This window comes from Lactobacillus sp. B4005 (assembly GCF_026536045.1).
Taxonomy (GTDB): Bacteria; Bacillota; Bacilli; order Lactobacillales; family Lactobacillaceae; genus Lactobacillus; species Lactobacillus panisapium.
Genome location: NZ_JAFNOZ010000002.1, coordinates 532,324 through 554,191, shown reverse-complemented (window position 1 = coordinate 554,191; position 21,868 = coordinate 532,324). Strand labels below are relative to the sequence as shown.

21 protein-coding genes, 2 tRNA genes and 1 CRISPR repeat array are annotated in these 21,868 nt (G+C 37.4%); of the genes, 4 read left to right on the top strand and 19 right to left on the bottom strand.

Annotated features, from left to right (window positions below):
* Positions 1-301 precede the first annotated feature (301 nt).
* Positions 302-1,474, bottom strand: a complete 1,173-nt coding sequence (locus J3U73_RS07090; RefSeq protein WP_267409985.1) for an amidohydrolase — start codon at positions 1,472-1,474, stop codon at positions 302-304.
* An 18-nt stretch (positions 1,475-1,492) separates the two neighbouring features.
* The gene (locus J3U73_RS07085) at positions 1,493-2,686 is read right to left on the bottom strand and encodes a metal-dependent hydrolase family protein (RefSeq protein WP_267409984.1); all 1,194 of its coding nucleotides are present in this window, start codon (positions 2,684-2,686) and stop codon (positions 1,493-1,495) included.
* 184 nt (positions 2,687-2,870) lie between these two features.
* Between J3U73_RS07085 and J3U73_RS07080 the strand changes: the two genes are divergently transcribed.
* Positions 2,871-4,058 carry a hypothetical protein gene (locus J3U73_RS07080; protein ID WP_267409983.1) on the top strand — a complete coding sequence of 396 codons (1,188 nt, stop codon included), beginning with the start codon at positions 2,871-2,873 and terminating at the stop codon, positions 4,056-4,058.
* A 93-nt stretch (positions 4,059-4,151) separates the two neighbouring features.
* Here J3U73_RS07080 and J3U73_RS07075 read toward each other — a convergent pair whose 3' ends face one another.
* From J3U73_RS07075 to J3U73_RS07035, 9 genes are all read right to left on the bottom strand, one after another.
* Complete coding sequence (locus J3U73_RS07075; RefSeq protein WP_103752724.1) at positions 4,152-4,382, bottom strand: cytochrome b5 domain-containing protein; 231 nt, start codon at positions 4,380-4,382, stop codon at positions 4,152-4,154.
* 84 nt (positions 4,383-4,466) lie between these two features.
* Entirely contained in the window at positions 4,467-5,345 is an 879-nt protein-coding gene (locus tag J3U73_RS07070; protein WP_220232613.1) for a lysophospholipid acyltransferase family protein, read from the bottom strand.
* The gene (locus J3U73_RS07065; RefSeq protein WP_103752726.1) at positions 5,342-6,289 is read right to left on the bottom strand and encodes a glycosyltransferase family 8 protein; all 948 of its coding nucleotides are present in this window, start codon (positions 6,287-6,289) and stop codon (positions 5,342-5,344) included. Before J3U73_RS07065 ends, J3U73_RS07070 begins: the two co-directional genes overlap by 4 nt.
* 25 nt (positions 6,290-6,314) lie before the next feature.
* Positions 6,315-7,154, bottom strand: coding sequence for a glycosyltransferase (locus J3U73_RS07060; protein WP_220220534.1), 840 nt, complete (start codon positions 7,152-7,154; stop codon positions 6,315-6,317).
* Positions 7,155-7,169: 15 nt separating this feature from the next.
* Positions 7,170-7,931 carry a lysophospholipid acyltransferase family protein gene (locus J3U73_RS07055; RefSeq protein WP_220220535.1) on the bottom strand — a complete coding sequence of 254 codons (762 nt, stop codon included), beginning with the start codon at positions 7,929-7,931 and terminating at the stop codon, positions 7,170-7,172.
* A 152-nt stretch (positions 7,932-8,083) separates the two neighbouring features.
* Entirely contained in the window at positions 8,084-8,917 is an 834-nt protein-coding gene (locus J3U73_RS07050; RefSeq protein WP_220232617.1) for a PTS system mannose/fructose/sorbose family transporter subunit IID, read from the bottom strand.
* A 17-nt stretch (positions 8,918-8,934) separates the two neighbouring features.
* Positions 8,935-9,777, bottom strand: coding sequence for a PTS mannose/fructose/sorbose/N-acetylgalactosamine transporter subunit IIC (locus tag J3U73_RS07045; RefSeq protein WP_220220537.1), 843 nt, complete (start codon positions 9,775-9,777; stop codon positions 8,935-8,937).
* Between the two features lie 21 nt (positions 9,778-9,798).
* A complete protein-coding gene (locus J3U73_RS07040) occupies positions 9,799-10,293 on the bottom strand; it encodes a PTS system mannose/fructose/N-acetylgalactosamine-transporter subunit IIB (protein WP_103752729.1) in 495 nt (164 codons plus the stop codon).
* Positions 10,294-10,316: 23 nt separating this feature from the next.
* Positions 10,317-10,727: a PTS sugar transporter subunit IIA gene (locus J3U73_RS07035; protein WP_220220538.1), complete on the bottom strand. Its 411-nt coding sequence runs from the start codon at positions 10,725-10,727 to the stop codon at positions 10,317-10,319.
* A 163-nt stretch (positions 10,728-10,890) separates the two neighbouring features.
* On the opposite strand from J3U73_RS07035, the gene deoC reads away from it, so the two are divergent.
* A complete protein-coding gene (deoC, locus tag J3U73_RS07030; protein WP_267409982.1) occupies positions 10,891-11,598 on the top strand; it encodes a deoxyribose-phosphate aldolase in 708 nt (235 codons plus the stop codon).
* Between the two features lie 114 nt (positions 11,599-11,712).
* A complete protein-coding gene (locus tag J3U73_RS07025; protein WP_103752732.1) occupies positions 11,713-12,432 on the top strand; it encodes a GntR family transcriptional regulator in 720 nt (239 codons plus the stop codon).
* 178 nt (positions 12,433-12,610) lie between these two features.
* On the opposite strand, the gene J3U73_RS07020 is transcribed toward J3U73_RS07025, so the two are convergent.
* The 6 genes from J3U73_RS07020 to J3U73_RS06995 form a co-directional block, all read right to left on the bottom strand.
* Positions 12,611-13,339, bottom strand: coding sequence for a DUF4097 family beta strand repeat-containing protein (locus J3U73_RS07020; protein ID WP_267409981.1), 729 nt, complete (start codon positions 13,337-13,339; stop codon positions 12,611-12,613).
* Between the two features lie 689 nt (positions 13,340-14,028).
* A CRISPR array of direct repeats spans positions 14,029-15,978; the repeat unit is 36 nt; unit sequence GTTTTAGATGGTTGTTAAATCAGTGATGACTAGAAC.
* Positions 15,979-16,288: 310 nt separating this feature from the next.
* Positions 16,289-17,254 carry a DUF4097 family beta strand repeat-containing protein gene (locus J3U73_RS07015; protein ID WP_267392603.1) on the bottom strand — a complete coding sequence of 322 codons (966 nt, stop codon included), beginning with the start codon at positions 17,252-17,254 and terminating at the stop codon, positions 16,289-16,291.
* 2 nt (positions 17,255-17,256) lie between these two features.
* Positions 17,257-17,895, bottom strand: a complete 639-nt coding sequence (locus J3U73_RS07010) for a DUF1700 domain-containing protein (protein ID WP_220232621.1) — start codon at positions 17,893-17,895, stop codon at positions 17,257-17,259.
* On the bottom strand, positions 17,888-18,202 hold the full coding sequence (locus J3U73_RS07005) for a PadR family transcriptional regulator (protein ID WP_103752736.1): 315 nt from the start codon (positions 18,200-18,202) through the stop codon (positions 17,888-17,890). The genes J3U73_RS07010 and J3U73_RS07005 overlap by 8 nt, the downstream gene beginning before the upstream one ends.
* Positions 18,203-18,343: 141 nt before the next feature.
* The gene (locus J3U73_RS07000) at positions 18,344-19,429 is read right to left on the bottom strand and encodes a DUF4097 family beta strand repeat-containing protein (RefSeq protein ID WP_220268953.1); all 1,086 of its coding nucleotides are present in this window, start codon (positions 19,427-19,429) and stop codon (positions 18,344-18,346) included.
* A 125-nt stretch (positions 19,430-19,554) separates the two neighbouring features.
* Positions 19,555-20,445 (bottom strand): alpha/beta hydrolase, encoded by an 891-nt coding sequence (locus J3U73_RS06995; RefSeq protein ID WP_267409980.1) that lies wholly within the window; start codon positions 20,443-20,445, stop codon positions 19,555-19,557.
* 148 nt (positions 20,446-20,593) lie between these two features.
* Between J3U73_RS06995 and J3U73_RS06990 the strand changes: the two genes are divergently transcribed.
* Positions 20,594-21,082 (top strand): zeta toxin family protein, encoded by a 489-nt coding sequence (locus tag J3U73_RS06990; RefSeq protein ID WP_267409979.1) that lies wholly within the window; start codon positions 20,594-20,596, stop codon positions 21,080-21,082.
* A gap of 71 nt (positions 21,083-21,153) precedes the next feature.
* Here J3U73_RS06990 and J3U73_RS06985 read toward each other — a convergent pair.
* Positions 21,154-21,229, bottom strand: a tRNA-Lys gene (locus tag J3U73_RS06985).
* 439 nt (positions 21,230-21,668) lie between these two features.
* Positions 21,669-21,741 (bottom strand) — tRNA-Lys (locus J3U73_RS06980).
* Between the last annotated feature and the right edge of the window lie 127 nt (positions 21,742-21,868).

The following is a 21,868-nucleotide window of genomic DNA, read 5'->3' as shown; positions in this document are numbered from 1 at the left end:
GTACAATCGGTGTTTAGTAATTTAGTGTCACAGTTGGTTGCTAAAAAATAAAGTTGCCAAATTAGAATTCGAATTCATAATTGTTGCAATATTAAATTAGCTTTATTGTTTCAATTTAAAAAATCTTTAACAAGTTGATAATTTGTTAGTGATAAATGAATTTTTTACTTTAGGAAAATTGAGTAAAATAATTCATGCTTTTAGTCTTAAAGCAGTAACACTCATTTCTACTTGTTTGATTTTTTAAGGGATTAGTTACAATTTTAACTAGTACAGTTGTTAAAATTTATATCACATTATATTAACTTAAAAATTTTAAGACGCTTTCAACTTCGGTTTTTACACCGTTAAGAAGTGCATCTTCAGCAATAATAAATTTAGGACTATGGTTGGAATAAGGATATCCTTCCTCTTCGGTTCCACCACCAAGCAAGAAGAAGCAAAGAGGTGCAAGCTTACCATATGCGGAAAAGTCTTCACTAGCGCTCATCATTGTCCCTGCAGGAACCATTTCTTTAGGCAAAACTTTAAGTGCGCATCGTTTAACAAGACTGGCAATCTTAGGATCGTTTATGACTGCAGCATATGCAAATTGATAATCTAATTGGTAGGAAGCACCATAAGTGTCACATGTATTCTTGACAATTTTCTTAATTCTGTTGGCAATGGCCTGCCTCGTGTCTTCATCAATAGTGCGAACGGAACCGCCGATTGTTGCTGTGTCAGGTAAGACGTTAACGGCAACGCCTGAATGAAACTTGCCCACAGTAACAACGTTTAGGTCTTTTGGCGGGGTAAAACGAGAGGTAATTGTATGTAATTGGTTAATAATCTCTGTACCGACAGTAATTGGGTCGATGCCTTCTTGCGGCATTGATCCGTGACTACCTTTACCCTGAATTGTTAGATCAAAAGCATCCGCGCCCGTTGTCACCGGGCCGTCAGTTACGATGTTAACAGTGCCGGCTTTAAGCCCAGTCATGATGTGCAAGCCAATAACAGCATCGAGATTATGCAACTGACCACTGGCAACAATTTCCTTTGCACCGCCAGGCACCTGCTCTTCAGCATGTTGAAAAATGACCTGAACCGTTCCGTGCAATTGTGACCGTAATTGAGTCAATACCTTTGTTGTTGCTAATAAAATTGCGGTATGCGTATCGTGACCGCAGGCATGCATGACGCCATCGTTTTGTGAAGCAAAGTCGAGCCCGGTTTCCTCTTTTACAGGAAGTGCGTCTATATCAGCACGTAGTAAAATCTTTTTTCCAGGGTATGCTCCCTTAATTGTTCCTAGGACGCTGGTAGGAGTGGGATGAGTAATAGTAATTTGGTCAAAGGATGCAAGAATCTGAGTTATTTCTTTGCTAGTTTTGTTTTCTTTAAAAGAAAGTTCCGGATGAGCATGAAAATATCGCCGCCATTTAATCATTTGCTCTTGCGGAATTAATTTAAACCAAGGCTGTGTTTCCATTATTATGATAGCTCCTTTTTAATATGCTCTTTGCCCTTTTTTGTATACCGCTTTATCTTCTTGTTGGACGGCAGTAATATCGGCTAATGGGTTAGCATCTAATACTAAGAAGTCCGCGTATTTGTTTGGTTCTAGCGTGCCGTATTCATCGGCAATTTGCATTAATTTAGCTGAGTTTTGACAAGATGTCTGCAGAGCATCATATGTGCTAAAGCCAATTTTAACCATCAATTCGAGCTCAAAAGGAGTCATAGAAAAATCGTTAAATGGCGTACCAGCATCGGTACCTAAGGTAATCGCAGCACCGCGCTTATAGGCATGGGCAATATTATGACGTAAATCATCTAGTGCATCAGCTGCTTTTTTAATTTCCCAGTCGGGCAAAATACCAGTACCATATTTGGGAATAGCCCAGTCTGCCACAATTGTTGGCGTTAAAAAGGTTCCTTGAGAAAGCATAAGATCAATTTCTTCATCATTAACATAAAAGCCATGTTCAATAGAATCGACTTTGGCTTTGATAGCGTTCAAGATTCCTGGATTACCTTCTGCGTGTGCGGCTACGATGTTGCCTTTATGATGAGCTTCTTCAACTGCCGCGCTTATTTCTGCTGTACTCAATTGCGGATCATCCATAAAATCATTTTTAGTCATTACGCCACCGGTTGCCATGACCTTGATAGCCTTAGCTCCCTTTTTTTGCCCACGCCTTACGGCTTTACGCATTTCATCAGGAGAATCAACTAAGTGACCAAAGTTAGGGAAATCTCCGTGACCGCCAGTCATTGAATAAGGCCGACCTGATGGTAAAATCTCGGGTGCATGGTCAATCGTACCGTCAGCAACTAGCTTGCTTAAGGTAATATCAATATCATAAGTACTACCACATTCACGAATGTAGGTTACACCAGATTTTAAAAAGGTATGTAAGTTTTTGACAGCTCTAACCGTTGAGGCAACAACGTTAGCTGTAGTTCCACCATCCCCAACGCTTGGCTCCATGGTTATGTGAGTATGGCAATTAATTAAACCAGGCATCACATATTTTCCTGCTAAGTCGGTTTTTTGTTCAGCCGAGGGCAGGTTAGTGCCATCAGTCCCTACACTGACGATTTTACCCGTTTGATCATCAACTAACATCCAGGCATCAGCTTGGAGATCACGTTTATTACCATCAAATAATGAAAAATTGTAAAAAAGTTGTTTAGTCATAATAACCTCCTTAAGTTTAAATTGAAGTGCTTTGGTAACATTTGCTGTAATAATTGTGTATTCTAATAATTGTTTAAGCTAATGTCAAATTTATTTTAATATTTTATTGACTTAAGTTAATAAATTGGTTAATATTCTCTTTAATTTATCTTTAATTATTGCTTAACCAAGCGGAGGTATAAATATGCAATTTATCATCTCATTTTTAGTCGTGATGCTGTTCTTAATGTTAGGAGAATGGGTATCTTCTTTAACGCACACCTATATTCCATCAGTTTTTATGACGGCAGTCTTATTTGTATTGGGTTATTGGACCTTTTTGCCCAAAGATGTTGTTGCAACAGCCTCTTTTGGTACTAATTTCAGCACAATTTGTGTTGGCCTATTATTAGTGCATTTGGGAACCTTAATGAGTTTAAAAAAGCTGCTTGAGCAATGGCGCGCAGTTTGTATCGCTCTTTTAGGCGTTTGCGGTACGCTAATTTTAACTTTAACGATTGGTACGCTGATTTTTGACTGGCACACTGTTGTTGCGGCAATTCCGCCATTAACAGGGGGATTAGTCTCGGCTCTTTTGATGACAGATGGATTAAAAGCTCAGGGAATTCAGACTCTAGTTGCTTTACCTGTATCAATGTTTATTTTTCACTCATTATTTGGCTATCCGTTAATTTCTTGGTTATTGAAAAAAGAAGGCGGTCGCCTGGTCAATGAATATCAGAAACAGCCTGTTAAGCAAACGGCACCAACCGGATCAGATAATGATTCGAATGAAAATAATCTTTTTAAGAAAATGCCTGCTAAATACCAAACTTCTGCATTTATTTTGGTCAAAGTGGCCTTAATTGCGGCTCTTAGCAGTGGTCTGTCTATTGCATTAAAAACCTATCTGCACATTGACCTTAATTCAAATGTCATTTGTCTAATTTTTGGTGTTTTGGCCCATCAAGTAGGGTTCTTGGAATCCGATGTCTTAACTAAAGCTGGTGTTTATAACTGGTTAATGTATGGCTTGTTAGCGTATATCTTTGCTCAATTGAGCCTTACTACGCCACACCAAATGGGCACGATTATTGTGCAGATCATCGTTTTAATCATGCTTGGTTTACTAGGTATGTTTATTGCCTCTAGTCTTTTGGCAAAACCATTTAAAATGACTTGGCAAATGGCCTATGCTTGCTCACTAACATCTTTGTGCGGCTTTCCAGCTGATTATGTAATTACGAGTGAAGTTTCGCATGAAGTAGCTAATAATAAGGAAGAAGAGGCTTATCTGATGGAAAACATGATGCCTAAGATGTTGGTAGGTGGCTTTGCTACTGTTTCTGTTGCATCAATTATTATTGCCTCTGTTTTCTTGAAACTATTGTAAAGTTAGCCTGGTTAAAACAATTATTAAAGTTCAAAAGAGTAACAAAAAACCGCTTTGCCATAAGCAAAAGCGGTTTTTGATTGTTAACCTAGATTAGTCTTCGTAGGTACCAACTTTGTTTAATTTACCCAAAACACTTGTGCCGTGAGGTGCTTGACCGATTGCAATTGTCAAATCTTGTCCTGCCAAGTTGCCGTGGTGTTCACCTTCAGCCCAGTGTGGGTTACCAGTAACATCGTAAACGTCGCCATTAATTGCAACGTAAGCGGGATTACCGTTCTTACCATCGTATTTTGCCAAAGATTCTTTTGTAAATTTCTCCATCCAAGAAACCCCTTTTCTTAATATATATAAAATAAAATAACTCCACTATTATCATAGTCGATAAGAACGGTTAAGTCTATCGAATTATTTTTTATTTTGATAATTGTAGCGCCAGCCTGCGATATCCCACGGGGTAAAATCGTAATCTAGTTTACGATGATAGGCTTGTTCGAAAGCAGCCACTTTTTGCTGGTAATCTTGCTTCAGCATTCGCTTCGAGTTTTCGTTAGCGCTCAGTTTTACATCTGGATAAATAGTCGGTAGAACACGGACCACATACTTATTTTGATAAAAATTAGGGTGGTCTTTTTCCAATTTATCGGTTGTTTGAAGCTCAATAAAAGTAGAAATGACTGGTACATTTTGTTTAGCAGCAAAATAGTACGCACCACGTTGAAACTGCCGCGGCTTCCGGTAATTCCACCACATTTCCTGTTCGGGGTAGATTAGAACCCAATTATCGTCTTCAAGTACATCGTGAAGGTGCTGGGGGAATTCCGTACCAACATAACTAGGGGTTTTGATTAAGGGAATTGTGCCAACATAATTCATTAAATAGCATAGAAAACCCGGCAATTTTAGATTAGTGTCCTCAATGGCAATAGCTAAATTGTGATGAGTTTTATTGGCTAAATGCTTGATTGGCAATGAATCCAGCTGATTGAAATGATTAGCTGTAATAATTGCGCCGCCTTTAGGCAGGTTTTCTAAGTTTTCAAGCCCCACAAATTTAGTGGTAGAAGTAAACAAGCCTGTTAACGCGTTAAAGATTAAATGGCCGATTTTATTATTGACCTTACCCTTAATTGTGTCTTGCTCTGACCAAAAACTGTTAACCAAGCTTTTACGTTCTTTTAATGATAGAACCGGATCGCCAAGTTCAACTTTTGCATTCCAGTCTTCCCGGCTTACAGCTGCTTTAATATTTTCGATTACTTTTTCACGATTGTCGCCAATAATCATAAACTGACTGAACCCCGCTTCTTAACCTGCGCCCAGCTATTAGGGTCGTTGACTACCTTATCTTCTTTTGCAAGCATATGATTGAGCTTGCCACGGTCTTGTTCACGTTGCTCATCAGTATAGTTTTCAAGTTCTGCCTTTAATTCAGGGTAGAACTTGGTCTCCTTAGCACTAGCCCAGAAGTACTTTTCATATTGGATTGCAGTAAAATGCCACGGCTTAAAGAACAAGTTGTAATGAATTAAGCTTGGTGATGCAAGTGGCTCGGTATTTTCGTTGGGCATTGCATCCCATTTAGGATCGAGGTGCAAAATGCGCTTGTCACCAATTTCATTTAAATAGTCTTGGTCGGGCGCAATACAGTCGAAATGATAAGTTTCCAGCAAATCCATAAAGTGATCAATGAACTTTTCGTCGCGGAATGCTTTGCAGTTTAATACTAGCATACCGGAATTGATATACTTTTTAGGCTCTAAGGCTAAAACATCTTTGATATATGCCAGCATCTCAGGGACAAACTGAATTGATGAATCCGTGCATGCACCAAATAAGTGATTGCCAAGTTCGGTTTCGTATAGTTTGCCAATGTCATCATTAATAATGGTATCGCTGTCAATATAAATTGCTTTATCATATTGCGGGAAAAGGTCAGGAATGAATAGACGGTAGAAAATAGACATTGTAAAGAAGTCTGCCCGTAAATAGTTTTCCTGCCGGTTTTCAATCGGTGCAACAATTTCATCATTTATTTTAAAGAATTTAACGTGAACATTGTCGGAGCCCAAGTCGACTAAATCTTGCTTGTGCTCGTCTGCCAGATCCTGACTTAAAAAGTAAACGGTGTAGTCTTTACTTGGATCAGCATGCTTAACTAATGAATTTAATGAAACAGCTGCATATTTAGTAAAATCATCACTAATAGCATAAAAAATAGGAATAGTCATAGTATATATATCTCCAAATTAAATATTAATTTTGAACTAAGTTATCTTTTAAATCAAGGTACTGCGTTAAGATATCATCGTATTCGTGCAATTTCAAAATCTCATGAACACGCTCAACTTGCCATGGCTTGACGGTCAAAGTATGAAAGATTGGCCAAAAACGAAAGCTGGTCGTAAAGTGCTGAATCACAGTATCAGATTGCAATTTGTACTGCTCATTGTAGCGGCGCGGTGCAATTTTCTTTTTAGTCGCAAAGTGATTGAGCGCCGATTGATCCGGCATTGGAACAGTTCGTGTTTGCAAAAGGTGCCTAATTTTAACAAATAAGTTAGTCTTTCTGATTTCTGGCAAATTTAGTAATAACACGCCTGAATTAACGTAGTCAAAGACCTTGTGCTCATGCAAATTATGGAAGAAAAATCGTCCCCAGTAATCAAGCACACCGACGAATTCTGTTTCCGTAAGATCTTGCTGGTAAAAATCAACTAGGTTGCGGCGGATAATCACATCAGCGTCAAGATACAAAATCTTATCTGGCAGCTGGGGAATCTGGTCGGCATAAAGCCGTAGCATTGCATAAGGCGTAAAGTGGGTACTCATATTGGCCACTAACGGTTCACGAACAAATAAGCCAGTACAATCCATTAATTTTAACGTACTTTTAGGATTTTGCTCAACCAAAAGCGATTTGAGGTAATCAGCCGCGTGTTTACTAAAGGGACTAAATTTCTTTTTAAAACTTTGGGTGTACATCGTTAGGATGTAAATATGGAGTTCTTCGGATCCGCTATTTTTAAGCAAAGAAAGAATAGCGATAAGAATGCCATTTTCAGCGTTTGAATCACCGCAAAAAAGAATATTCATTTTGAACTCCTTAAATTAAATTTTTTGGTAAGTGCAATATTCATAGTTACTGCAATTTGCACGTTTTTGCATTGCTGCAATAATTTGCTCGTGCAATTTTTCTTGTTGCTGCTTTTTACTAAGCTGGGTAGCGGGATAAAAAGGGCCATCAATAAAAACAGTTATTCGTGGTCGTTTACCCCATTTTGGCTTGGTATATGTTGTGGTCATGGTAAAACTAGGCGCATTCAATGCCACCGGAAAGTGCATACTGGTTTTAGGAAACGGCCGAATCTTAGTGTAATACGGCCAGACATGAGCTTCAGGATAAATGACGACCGTTTTGCCTGCCTTAATTACAGTTGAAACAGCCTTAATTAGTTTACCAGACTGTGCAAGATCGTTGCCGATGGGAAGACCAAAGTATGGTAATACCAATTTGCCTAAAATGGGGATGCCCCAGTTGGCTTGTGCCCCAATTGCATAATAATTTTGAGCAGGAATAATACTAAGTGGTAAAACAACATCACCAAAGGCTTGGGTGTGATTACCATAAATAAAGTATCCTTGATTACGTACTTTAGCTAACTTTTCTTTTCCAATTAAATGAACGTGCAAAATTAGGTGAATATAGACAAAACTAATTAAATGTCCCAGTGGGCGAACTATTTTTGCCCAGATCTTGCCACAGCGTGATGGGGGAAAAAGCGAATAATCGTCAGGCAACTGATAATCTTGTTGGTGACTATCTACTAAATCGTCAGTTAAGAGATGGTAATAGTATTGATGCTTGCCCATGAAACCCTTCTTTCAATAACAGTATTAGGTAATTTTATCATGAATTGCACAATAAGAAAAAGGTCGTCATATTTTTACACTTGAAAACAAAAAAAGCACACAATTAATGTGTGCTTTAAAATCATTAGCCGAAAATAGGCTTATTTGTTTGTTTAAAATAAACCAATCAGGCAGCCAATTGTAACAATTACGACCATGATAATAATTACTTTAGTGGCGGTTAACTGCTTACTTGAGACTAGCCACCAGCCTAAAATAACCATGGCTAAAGGAAGTAAACCAGGGAAAATGCCGTCAAGAACGGTCTGTAAAGGCTGAAATTTACCTCCTAAAGGAATTTTAGCAACAGTTTTTAAAACAATCGTGTTAGCTGCCAGTGCACCGACAACCATTACACCTAAGATATTGAATGCATCAGTAATTCTTTTCGAGTTTTCACCAACGATTGTATCAATTGCACCAACACCAAGGCGATAACCACTATGAAACGCAACGTAGGAAATGGTTGGCCCAATAATGCCATAGGCGATGATATAAAAGAGTGGTCCGACCGGGCTGCCGCCTTTGGCTAAGCTCATTGCGATTGATAGTAAAATCGGAACAATTATTCCTTGAATAAGCGAATCTCCAATGCCAGCCAGCGGGCCCATCAGAGTGGCCTTAATATTAACTGGCATTTCTTCGGAAACATCATTGCCTAAGGCAATCTGTTCTTCAAGCGAGGCAACGATCCCGTTAATGATTTGTCCGGTTTGCGGCTCAGTATTATAAAACATTGAGTGCCGCTCAAGTAACCGGCGCTTTTTAGCAGGATCATTTTGATAATATTTACGGGCAAAGGGTAAATAAGAGTAAGCCCAGGCATGCCCCTGCAGTTTTTCATAACTCATTGAGCTGAGGTGGGTAAAACCCCATCTGTACCAAATTTGATTAAGTTCATGCTTTGACAGCAATTTTTGCGGTTCTTGAGTATTTTTAGTAGCCATCCTTGTTCGTCCTTTCTTTAAAATAAGTCTTCATCTTCATAGGTATCATCCGTATCGACCGCCTCAGGCCCATTATCGGCTGAACTAGCAGCAGGCTGATTGTTTTTGGCTGTAGCAACATAATAAAGGTAAGCTACCAGCGCAGCAATAAATACAATGGCAATCATACTTAGTTTGGCAAAAGCCAGCAGTACGAAACCGGCAAAAAAGAAGATGAAATGTGCTTTATTTTTAATAACAATACTCATGAGCATTGCGATTCCTAAGGCTGGCAGGACACCGCCCAAAACTTGAATAATGTGCGTAACAATTGCTGGAATGCTATTGATCAGCCAATTAACTAAGCCTTTACCATAGAAAATTGCTAAAAAAACGGGAACAGCACGTAAGAGAAAAGTAGTAATTTGCGGATAAACTAAGTGGTTTAGCACAATCTGGCGGTCGTCATTGTTATGGGCCGCTTTTTCTGCGCGTGTGTTCCAAAACGAGTAAAGTGCCATTCGGCCATTATAGAAAATTAGACCGAAGGTTTGCCCGATGAAAATGGCCAATGTAACGGCGATTGCGGGATTTTTGGTAGTAGCCATGGCTAAGCCAATCCCACCGTAGGCTGCGTAGGTTATTTCACTATTAGTTGCGCCACCTGTTGACAAGTTGGCAATGAAGACAGCTTGGACGGCTAAGCCACATAGGATACCGTTTTTAACATCCCCAAAAGCGAGCCCAACTAGCAGTCCGGCTACCAGCGGTCGGCCGACGATGTAAAATCCACCTGACATGCCAAATAGCCAAGGCGATTCAATCGCACCAAGGTAACAAAAGATACCAGTCAGTAAAGCTGGAAAAAACAAATTATTCATAATTATTGCCTCCAAAGATAGTTAAGACATTGAATCAAATTTCTTTTTCATGGTTGACCAAGGCTTAATTTCATCATCTGGTAATAGCTGGAATTGGATTTCAATTCCGTGATTAGCAATATCCTCGAAGGCATCGTAATCAGCTTGGTCTAATGCGACTGTTCGCCCTAAAACCTTGGTTCCTGGTCGGGTATTCATGGGACCAACATTTAGTACTTTGCCAAAATCAATCCCCATGTCTGCAAGCTGCGCAAAAGTTTTAGGGGAATCACTAATTAAGAAAAATTTTTTCTTTGATGCAATTCCCTTGGCAATTTTATCCCCGGCTTCAGCTACGGTATAAATGCCAACCTTTAATTCGTTAGCCGCAGCCTTTAAAACTTTTCGGCGCAATTTATCATGTGCAATATTGTCGCCAACTACTAAAATACCATCGACAGGACGTGCTTTTGTCCATCTAGTCATTGTCTGGCCGTGAATAACGCGATCGTCAATTCGTACAACTGAAATACTCATTTTTATACTCCTTTTTCAAATAATCAGAATTCAAGTTCATCATCATCTGGTTCATCGTGTGCAACGTCAATTCCAGCTTTTCCGGCATTAAGGGCAATTGCTACAGCCTCATCTAAAGTCAATTGCTCAGTTAATTGCGGCACTAATTCAAGTAGCATAGGTAAATTCAAACCACTGACTACCCGAATGGTTTGCGGTCGCATTAAGTAAAGTTTAAAAGCCTCGTTATACGGTGTTCCGCCTTTCAGATCGGCTAAAATTAGGATGGGCTCTGTTCTTGGCTCTAATAATTTTTTTAGCCGCGTTTGAAACGAACCGATACCATCCTGATCTAGTTCGATAGTCATTAAATGACTAGATTTACCCGCAATAAATTCAAAGCTTGATTTGATACCACTTGCTAGGTGACCATGTGAAGTTAATAAGATTTGCACTGTTATCGCCTCTTTTTTGTAATTACATAATCTTTACAACCAACATTATATGTAATCGCTTTCCACAAGTCAATTAATATTTTTACACTGTTTTTTGTTATTGACAACGGTTTCAGTAATAGCTACAATTTAATTATGTAATGACAAAAAGGAGAAAAGAATTATGAAATATACGATTGATGATTTTGCCCAGCTGATTGATCATACGAATCTGCATGCTGATGCAACTGAAGCAGATATGAAAAAACTTTGTGATGAGGCTAAACAGTACCATTTTAAAATGGTTGCCATTAACCAGGTGCAAGCCAAATTTTGTTCCGCTCAACTTGCTGGAACGGATATCGATACTGGAGCCGCGATTAGTTTTCCGTTGGGCCAAACAACAATTACTTCTAAGGTGGCAGAAACTAAAGATGCATTGTCAAATGGGGCAAATGAAATTGATTATGTCGTAAATTTGACCCAGGTCAAAGCGCATAATTGGTCATATATTGAGGAAGAAATGACAAAGATGGTAGCAGCTTGCCACAACCAGCATGTTCCGTGCAAAGTAATTTTTGAAAATTGCTACTTGACCAAAGACGAGATTAAACAGCTGGCGCTGATTGCTAAAAAAGTCGAACCGGATTTTATCAAAACCTCAACTGGGTTTGGTACCTCAGGAGCTAAAGTCGAAGATGTTAAGTTGATGAAAGACACGGTTGGCACAAAAGTTAAGGTTAAGGCAGCTGGCGGAATTAGAAATACAGATGACTTTTTGGCAATGATTGCGGCTGGTGCGCAAAGAATTGGTACTAGTTCAGGCGTCAAAATTATTGCTGCATTAAAAAAGCGGTTTGCTGCGGATAATGTTACTGCAATTGATCTTTAAATTCGCTAGAAATGGCCGTAGCAAGATAAAAAAACTGCTTTAATACTGGCTTTTTTAATGTTATACTATTAATATAATGATATAAAATAAATAAAAAGAAAGCAGTGGGTTTAATTGGCTGAAACAGATCTTCCGAAATATCGCGTAATTGCTAACGATCTTTTAAACAAAATTCAGACTGGTGTTTATGCACAAAACACAATCATTCCGCCTGAAGTAGAATTAGCAAGCACTTACCAAGTAAGTCGGCCGACCGTTCGCCAAGCAATTTCACTTTTAGTTAATCAAGGATACTTGGAACGACGCCGTAAGCGTGGGACTTTAGTAAAAAAAGTGAAAATTGAACAGGAATTTACGCACCTGATTGAAAGCTACAGTGAGGAAATGAGTTCTAAGGGGATTTACCCTAAAACGAACTTACTTTATTTTGGCGAAGAAAAAGCTAATCCAGAAGTGAGTAAAAACTTACAACTCGAAGTGCAAGAACCGGTTTTTAAGATGGTCCGCTTGCGCTATGCCAATGAGCAACCAACTGTTTTAGTGACAACTTATGTACCTAAAAAAAGGGTGCCCAAGTTAGCCGACTACGATTTTTCCACGGCTTCTTTATATAGCACGTTGGAGAAGTATCAGTTAAAGGTGACGCATGTCATTAGAAAACTAGAGGTGATGGAAGCAGACGAGACGACTGCCAATCTCTTAAATATTGCGGCTAATAAACCGATTTTTTACTTTCATACTCAAGGACTAACTTCTGATGAGCAGCCGATTGAGTATTCAATCGCTGAATATCGTGGTGATATCAATTCTTTTGTGATTGATGTTCAGCGCTAACAGCCATGTTTACTATTAATTTGCAGAAACCCCCATGATTAGGACGACTAATTATGGGGTTTTTGGGTACCAGAATAATCTGAAAGATGGGCAACTAAAAAACTGATTTACGCGGAATCGCGGAAATCAGTTCGCAGTTGAAATTCATTAAATTTATTATGTCAGGTCAATTGCTCTGTCATTTGACAATAATTGAACCTGCAAGTGCTTTGGCTACTAAACTATTTGGTCCAGAAGATTTACGATAAAAATGATGATGATGGTTTTCTTGATGGTACTTAATTAGACCAACACTGGTTTTAAGGTCATAACTTGTAGTGTCGCTTTTGCTTTCGATTATGGTTAATGATCCTGCTGCAAGTATAAAGCTGCTTTGTCCCTGCAGCTGCTTGATATTAGCTGAACCAGCAGCGAGATCAGCCTTCAAATTCATCTTGCAGTTCAGAAGTTTAAGGCTGCCGGCAGAAAGATTAATTTTAGCTGCGCCGTGAACAATTAAGTCAGTTAATTTAGCCGAACCCGCAAGCAATTCTATGTCTAAATTCTGCATGGTTAGATGAAGTAACGTGACATCGCCTGCATAAGCCTTAATTTTTGTTTGTAAAAGCTCACAATCTAGCGGCAATGTAATATTGATGAGTGCCTGTTTAGTATAAATTAGATTTTTTTTAGCCCGGGGCTTTTTCTCCCGAATTAGCAGCTTTTTTCCCACCACAGTAATGTTTACATTTTCGTTAGCCTGACTAGAAATAATAGCCTGATAATTTTTACCACCCTGAATATTAATGGTAAAAGTGTATGTTTCAGCATCTATTTCAGTAAACTGCGGTAAATCAATTTGACGTGAATTTAAGTTTGCACTGTTGTTTTCTTGTTCAGCGAAAATATGTTTAAAAAAGTTTCCCATAATTAACCTCTTGTTGTGACTAGTTTTTTTGTGATGAAGTTTTGCTATTTCTTAGTTTTTACTGATGTCTTAATTAAAATACTTTAAAAAACTAATGCAATTCTTTTTGCATAACTGGCAGTAAAAATTGTTTAAGCGGTTAAATTTGGCAAATAAAACTGATTGCGTAGGAATTGCTGCATGGAACTACTTCATGCTTTTATTTGAAAAAGCTTTTGACATGGTAGAAGCTTCTTTAAAAGGGTACTAATAACTTAGATGAAATCACACGTAATAAGATATTTTGTGCTTTTAGCAATTTTGAATTAATATTATCTGATTCACTGCTTCTGCAAAATTTGCTGCTAGCAATTGATTTTGATGAAGATTTAAAAACGCTAATCAAAATGGTGGATTTGCATCTAGCTGAGAATATATTAAGTGATTCATATGATATAATTGAGATGGTTCTATAGAGATTCACCAAAACTGTAATTTGAAAACAGTTCCTGTCTTTTGCAATGTTATAAATTATTTGAATAATCAGAATTAGCGCAAATTGCAAAGCGAATGAGGTTAATGGTTGTCCTAATTGAATTCACATCTTCGGATTTTTTGGTTGTTTCTGGGGATGCCTATTTTTATAGCGTTAATGAAGGTTTAGTCGACTGGTATTAACTGCTACATTAAAATTTGATGATAAAACATCGGTTTTAGATGGTTGTTAAATCAGTGATGACTAGAACAACCCCTAGAAAGAACCAAAACAATCTTTAGTTTTAGATGGTTGTTAAATCAGTGATGACTAGAACAGTGAATATATGTATTTTGACATTATTGTAGTTTTAGATGGTTGTTAAATCAGTGATGACTAGAACTTAAAAGATATGTATAAAGCCCTAGCTGAGGTTTTAGATGGTTGTTAAATCAGTGATGACTAGAACAAATCGCAAGAAATTAATATCAAAAATTATGTTTTAGATGGTTGTTAAATCAGTGATGACTAGAACTGAATTGGTCCGTGTACAGTCCTAATGGTGGTTTTAGATGGTTGTTAAATCAGTGATGACTAGAACTATTAATTTAAATGAGGGGCTATTTAATTCGTTTTAGATGGTTGTTAAATCAGTGATGACTAGAACGACACATTTGTTTGTATCTTGATAGGTCAAGTTTTAGATGGTTGTTAAATCAGTGATGACTAGAACATTACGATAAAGCCTGGAGATACTCTTTGGGTTTTAGATGGTTGTTAAATCAGTGATGACTAGAACATCAAAGTCAAGTCGCTAGACCACTCATTTGTTTTAGATGGTTGTTAAATCAGTGATGACTAGAACATTTATTACCTCCGTTTGAACCATCATCAAGTTTTAGATGGTTGTTAAATCAGTGATGACTAGAACAAAAGCACTATGCGACCATTTGATATATGTGTTTTAGATGGTTGTTAAATCAGTGATGACTAGAACATCGCCCTTATCAAAATAGTATCTCATATCGTTTTAGATGGTTGTTAAATCAGTGATGACTAGAACGGCAATTGGAAAGCTTTATGGAACACTAAGGTTTTAGATGGTTGTTAAATCAGTGATGACTAGAACAGATTCTTTTGTTCCCTAGTTAATCCCGAAGTTTTAGATGGTTGTTAAATCAGTGATGACTAGAACCATGTCCAACGTGCAACATTGTCTTGATAAGTTTTAGATGGTTGTTAAATCAGTGATGACTAGAACCTGTCTTTTTTTGAATTACATAATAAGATAGTTTTAGATGGTTGTTAAATCAGTGATGACTAGAACGACGTATTACTTGATTATCTTGAGTCTGAAGTTTTAGATGGTTGTTAAATCAGTGATGACTAGAACACTGGTATTATGGTGCCTTGGGGAACATACGTTTTAGATGGTTGTTAAATCAGTGATGACTAGAACTCAATGTATTAGAAAGTGAGGCGAATCATGGTTTTAGATGGTTGTTAAATCAGTGATGACTAGAACTCTCTCACCTCCTTACATATTATATGATACGTTTTAGATGGTTGTTAAATCAGTGATGACTAGAACTTGCTTGACGCTATTTGTGCTTTTGCTCGAGTTTTAGATGGTTGTTAAATCAGTGATGACTAGAACTTATTTCAGGCGGATCAAATGTTACAGGTTGTTTTAGATGGTTGTTAAATCAGTGATGACTAGAACAAAAATAGCCTTCTTATTAAGGCTCGATATGTTTTAGATGGTTGTTAAATCAGTGATGACTAGAACATACAGAAACTATTTGTATTCCAGACAGCTGTTTTAGATGGTTGTTAAATCAGTGATGACTAGAACCAGTAATATTAAAAACGGCTATTTCTGGGTGTTTTAGATGGTTGTTAAATCAGTGATGACTAGAACAAATGGTACGAAGTTGGTGTTAATGAGTGGGTTTTAGATGGTTGTTAAATCAGTGATGACTAGAACTAACATGGATAGTTTCGTCCTGGATAACATGTTTTAGATGGTTGTTAAATCAGTGATGACTAGAACGCAGAAGAGCAATTAGCAGATTTAAAAGACGTTTTAGATGGTTGTTAAATCAGTGATGACTAGAACACGGGATGCAATTGTTGAGGCTAAAAGTTCGTTTTAGATGGTTGTTAAATCAGTGATGACTAGAATAAAGTGGTTGTAATAAAATTTGATTTAAGTTAACTATAGTATCAAACTTAAGCAGCTAGCTTTTTATGTCAATTATGGACGTAAATTTTGAAAAATAGCGAATTCACACTCTTTAGTAGCAATTCAATGGAGTGTTTAACCCAATGCTTTTCATTACCTGCTTAATTATTTAGTTAATTTTGCCAATTTTATCCAAAACAAAAGTCCTACTAAATAAAGGTTTATTTAATAGGACTTTTTAATTTTTAAGATTTTTGCTTGTTAATTAAGTTCCTAGCCAAAAGGTGTTAGCTTGTCAGATGATTTGAACCTAGTTGATTTCGATATCACCGCTTTTACTGATTATTTTGAGTAAAGGAGTGCCGTGATAGATTTTCTTATAATGCTTACGCTGCTCACGACCCTTAACTTCGATATCACTGTCGGAAGTAGTTGATAAATCATAACTGATATTAGTCATCTGATATGATTCAAAATCACCGTCGTTTAATTTAAAGGTACTATTTCCAAGGAGTTTTGAATTCTTAATTTCAATATCGCTGTCATTTAACGAGGCAGTGGTCTTAATTTGGCTACTATTAATTTCCACATCACCAACATCTAAGTATAGATTGCTGTTTGCTATTCTTGAATTAGCAATCTTTAAATCTCCTGGGCCTATGTGTAAATCAGCGGTTTTGGCTTTAACCTTAGCTAAATTAAAATCACCGTTGTTAACCCTTAAATCAAGGCTAGCGACATTTAAATTACTCAACGCAAAATTGCCATCAGCACATGTACCAGTAATTGACTTAACCGCGTTTGCGTTTGGGACGGTAATTGCGACTTCGTAGTTGCCATCATTTTTCTCTTGGGTGTCGTGATCTTCAACAGTTAAGATACCGCTTTTTACACCAGTATTAATCGTCTTAATATTTTTGCCGCTAACTTTTACTTGAAAGCTGTTGCCTAATGAAATACGGATGTCTGGTCTACCAGCCTTAAGCTTGATTTTATCAAAGCTTGCCACATTATAAGTTTGACTTTCATGAAATTGTCGTGATGAATCGTCATCATCGTCGTCGTCATCATCTTCATCATCGTAATCTTCGTCGTCATCGTCATAGTCATCATCATCGTCGTCTTTATGTTGGGTTTTGTGCTGCCAATTAAGAGTATTGAAAATGCCTGTGTGTGTGCGTGCAATATTTTGATCACCGTGATTGAGCTTACCGATGAATAATAAAATAAAGCCAATAATTAGGATCGCGCCACTTATTTGAAAAAACTTTTTCACGATTAATTCTCCTTCTTCTGGTTAGAATTGGTTTGATAATAATTTTTCTTGAAGAACTTTTTCCCCATAAATTGCATCAGTTTGGCACATTCCGCAATCAAAAAGTTGATTACTTTGGCAATAAACGGCGAGATGAGAAGAAAACCCCCAAGGCAAATAAGGACAATCCCCAGATAATAGCAGCCAGTTGCCCAGTTGCTGGTAAATAAGAGAGCGATTGACTTAAGAAAAGTAAAGCCACCGACAATGAATAGGCTTAATAAAACCGTAATAAAGGCAACAAAGATGGCCGCACAAATGGCAATGAACACAAACAAGAACAAAAAGATGGCCAAAATTAGTGGGATTCCAATCGGGGCAGCGCATAGACCAAGCAGAATATACCAAATAGCCTTTAAATTTGACCGTGGAGCCTTGGCTTTAATTGGGGAAGTATTATTATTAGTCGAATAATCAGCTAAAATTTTAATTGCTAATTGTTTAGGAGTTCCAAATTCCTGCTCAATAGTTGACCGTCTAACAAAATCGCCATCAAGTAAGTATTCGCGGTAAAACTCAAGAATATCTTGACTTTCTTTTTCTGGCAAATCAGTTAGATTTTGTTCTAACTCAAAGATATAGTCATCAATTACTTTAGTCATTTTCTTCTCCCAACACTTGATCTACTTTATTGTTAAAGTCCTGCCACTCATCTTGAATGGTTGCCAATAGTGCTAGACCGTCTTCAGTAATGTGGTAATAGCGCCGGTTACGGCCCTGAAATGGTTCATCGTGAGTGGTTAAATAATTATTTTTCTTCAATCGGCGCAAAACCGGATAGATTGTCGATTCGGAGATGTCAAAAACCTTTTGCACGTTTTGCGTTAATGCATATCCGTATAAATCTTCGTGCTTTAGAAAAGCTAAAACCGCTCCGTCCAATAACCGAGTGGGTATTTGAATAGCCATGACTCCCCTCCCCTAATATTATATGTTATATAGCATTCTAAGTTAGAATCTTTAAATTGACAAGATTAAATTACTTTTAACGAAAAAAACAGGGCATCAAAGCTCTGCTTTTCTGAAACTTTTGTGACAAAAAGATTGAATTCATGCCATGATGATGTCACCATTTTTGGCAATAATGCGCAAGGAGTCCTTTTCCTTACTCTTACTGTTAAAGCGACTGCCGATACTAGAACCGCGGTAAGTAATATTGCCCTTTTTGGTCGTTATTTTTAAATTTAGGTCATGATTCAATTGCTTTAACCGTAATGCACCATCTAAAACTTGGATGAAGTTTCCATCAATCAGCTGGCTTTGAATAATTCGCAAATTACCATCTTTAGCAGTAATTTTAAGATTAAGATGGCATTGCTTAATGTTAATATTCCCATCCTTTAATTGTAGCTCTAGTTGACTGCAAATACTACGTTTGAAATCAAAATTACCATTCCGGGTTTGTAAAACAAAACTGGTAATTTGCGATTGAGTGATGATAGTGTTGCCATCTTTTGAAGAAACAATTAATTCTTGAGCTATTGTTAAATTGTTAAAAAATAGTTTTCCATCCTGTTTTTGTAGTGAACAATTTTGCAGGTGTAGATTTTGCAAAATAATGCTGCCATCTTGGTTACTACCACTAATTGAAGTAAGTGAATCAGGAAAGGGAACGGTAACTTCAACCGAGCAGCTAGGGAGGCGGCGGTTAATTATAATTCGCCGATTTTCAGGTCTGTTTTCCTTCTCCTTGATTAGCAGCACATGATTTTTAAGTTGAATCTCAATTGCACAATTGCTATAATCAGCCACATTAATTTTAAACTGTTGGCCCGGATGAATAAATATTTTACTATTCCGGACTTTGAGCCTAATTATTGAGAACTCACCGGGTTGCATTGTCCTTTTTTGCAGTGGGGTCTTTTTAGCGTGAAAATTTAAGAAATAGCCATCACTTGTTTTTTTCTCGTCAGTCGGTGGTGCTGTTATTTGGGTAATCTGCTTATAATCAGCCTTGATTTTTTTGGCAAGGGCGGCGGGAGTACCAAGCTCCATTAAAATCTCTTCTTTGCTTTGGCAATCGCCATTTCTTAAAAATGCACGATAAAAATTGAGTGCATCCTCTTTTTGGGCTGCAGATAACGCATTTAATTGGGTAGCTAGACTAGCAATGTAGTCATCGATTATTTGAGTCATCTTTTTCTCCTATTCTAAAAATTTGAAGTCACCACTTTTAATAGGGAAATTTCTCAACTATATATAAGTATACGCCATTATTTATTAAATATTTATGAATAATCCTTTTTGCCTAAATTATTTAACTAGTTATGCCATAAAAACTGGTCGATCTTCTCAGCGACCGTTCTATTTTCGTGTAATTTGCTATGCTGACCACCGGGGCCCTTAATTTCAATTTCATGATAGCTAGCGGCTTTTGTTTCTACTAAGTAGCGTAAAGAACGGGCAGAGGTGACGCTAACCGCATCATCTGAATTTGTGCCATCTTCTTTATTGCCAAAAATGTTTAAAATGTCTACTCCTCTTGGATAGTCCTTGCGGTGCTCTAATAAGTATTGGTAGGTGGAAGAAGAATATTTCGGCTTGCCCTTTTTTTCAAGGCGATTGCGATTAGGCTGGTCATCCATGCCAATAATCCCGTTAAAAGGTGCGCCTAAATTAACTTGCTTTTTGAGTTTCGGCAACGCATTATTTTGCCCATACTTTATTTGATAAAACAAAAACGTTAAATTGCCCATTGAATGGGCAACAGTATTATAGCGACTGATGTGATATTTACGCTTAAGCAGTAAGAACAAATTATGAATCCATTCACGGGTTACAAAGTAGTCATTGTTGGTATTATTTTTTAACACAACTTGAATTAGTGGCCTTTTAGTATTCTTGGGCCAGGAACCAGAGAGCTTAACTTGGCCACTTCGTGAAATTGTGGCTGTCAAAACTCGATGCGCATTGTCATGCTCCTCAGCGTAAGTAATCATGCTGTTAGTTGACCTTGCGCCTGCACCATAACCATGTAAATAGATTGTTGGAATGGTGTCTTGGTGTGCGGCAGCTTTTTGTTGGTTTTGCGTTATTGCTGTAGAAGATGACACGGCATACTTTTGTTGCTTTTGGCGCCAAGAAAATAAGCCTATGCCGATTAATAGCAATAATAATATTCCAAATAGCCAGCGAGAAGTTTTTTTACCCATAATTAATTTGCTTCCTTTTGCCGAGATTAGTTACTATCAATATAAAAGTGAATGGCAGAATAAGCAACTCATAGTGCTTCTAGATTGATAATAAGTTGGCAATGAAAGGCGTAAGTTGTAAAATCAAAAAACGAAAAGAGGGAAAGTGATGGTTGAGCCGATTTTTATTGCTATTAGGGGTAATTCGGGTATTGGAAAGACAACTTTAGCAAAAAAACTACAAGAATATTTCACTTGTGAGCAGTGTCTGCTTTTGCAGGAAGATATTTTAAGACGTGAGATTTTACATGTAAAAGAGCGGCCTGATAGTCCCACACGTGAGCTGCGTAATTTCATGGTTAACTTGGGGTTACAAAATTACCAGGTGACAATTTTAGAGGGAATTTTGCCTAAGCAGATTTATGGTGGCATGTTAAAAGAGTTTTATCAGCGATTTGGTAAAAATGCTTATTTCTACTGTCTCGATGTTCCCTTTGAACAGACAGTCCAAAACAACCGCCAAAAAGACAATCCATTTGCGCAAACAACTTTGAAAAAGTGGTGGTTAGAAAATGATTTTCTTACCGGCATTGAGTGTAAGATTACGAGCACTTCACTAAAGCAGTGCGTCAAAGAAGCGGTGACTAATATTAAGTAGACAAATTGAAAAGCGCTTTCAAAAAAAGGCAATAAAAAAGGCACCGACTTCTTGCAGTGCCATTTTCATTATGGTGGGTGGCCAGGGGCTCGAACCCTGGACCCACGGATTAAGAGTCCGTTGCTCTGCCAACTGAGCTAGCCACCCGTTTCTGTTGACCGTTAAATATAATATCAATTATTAAACCATTTGACAAGGTTTTTGTGCAAAATAATTAGCAGAATTTTGTTTTTTGTAGAAAAAGTTTTCACTTTGACTCAAAAATGGCCAAATAAAGAAAAATAAGCGGAGCCGACATGGCTAAATAATGGAAACTATTTTTTTAGATCTTTGGATAAAGAAGCAACAGATGTAAAAGTGACTTTAAGGAACTTATAAAAGCATTAAAACCATTTCAGTACTAGTCAGCTATTAAAAAATCGTCCGCATAATTATAGGTAGTAAATCAAAATTAGTGATTAATAATCATTAATACCCATACTGGCAGTGAATTGATTGACATTCAAATAGAACGTGATAAAATATTCGCACTTGTTGAGACAAAAAACAGCAATAGATTAATCTATTGCTGCCTTTCATAAAATAATGGGTGGCCAGGGGCTCGAACCCTGGACCCACGGATTAAGAGTCCGTTGCTCTGCCAACTGAGCTAGCCACCCAAACTTGCTGAACTAACGATCAACGAGAACTATTATGCTATTATTTCAAGCAAAAAGCAAGGTTTTTTATTAAATTTTCGTGACTTTTTTGGCTAATGTTGCAAAAAACAGTATAATGTTAAGCAAA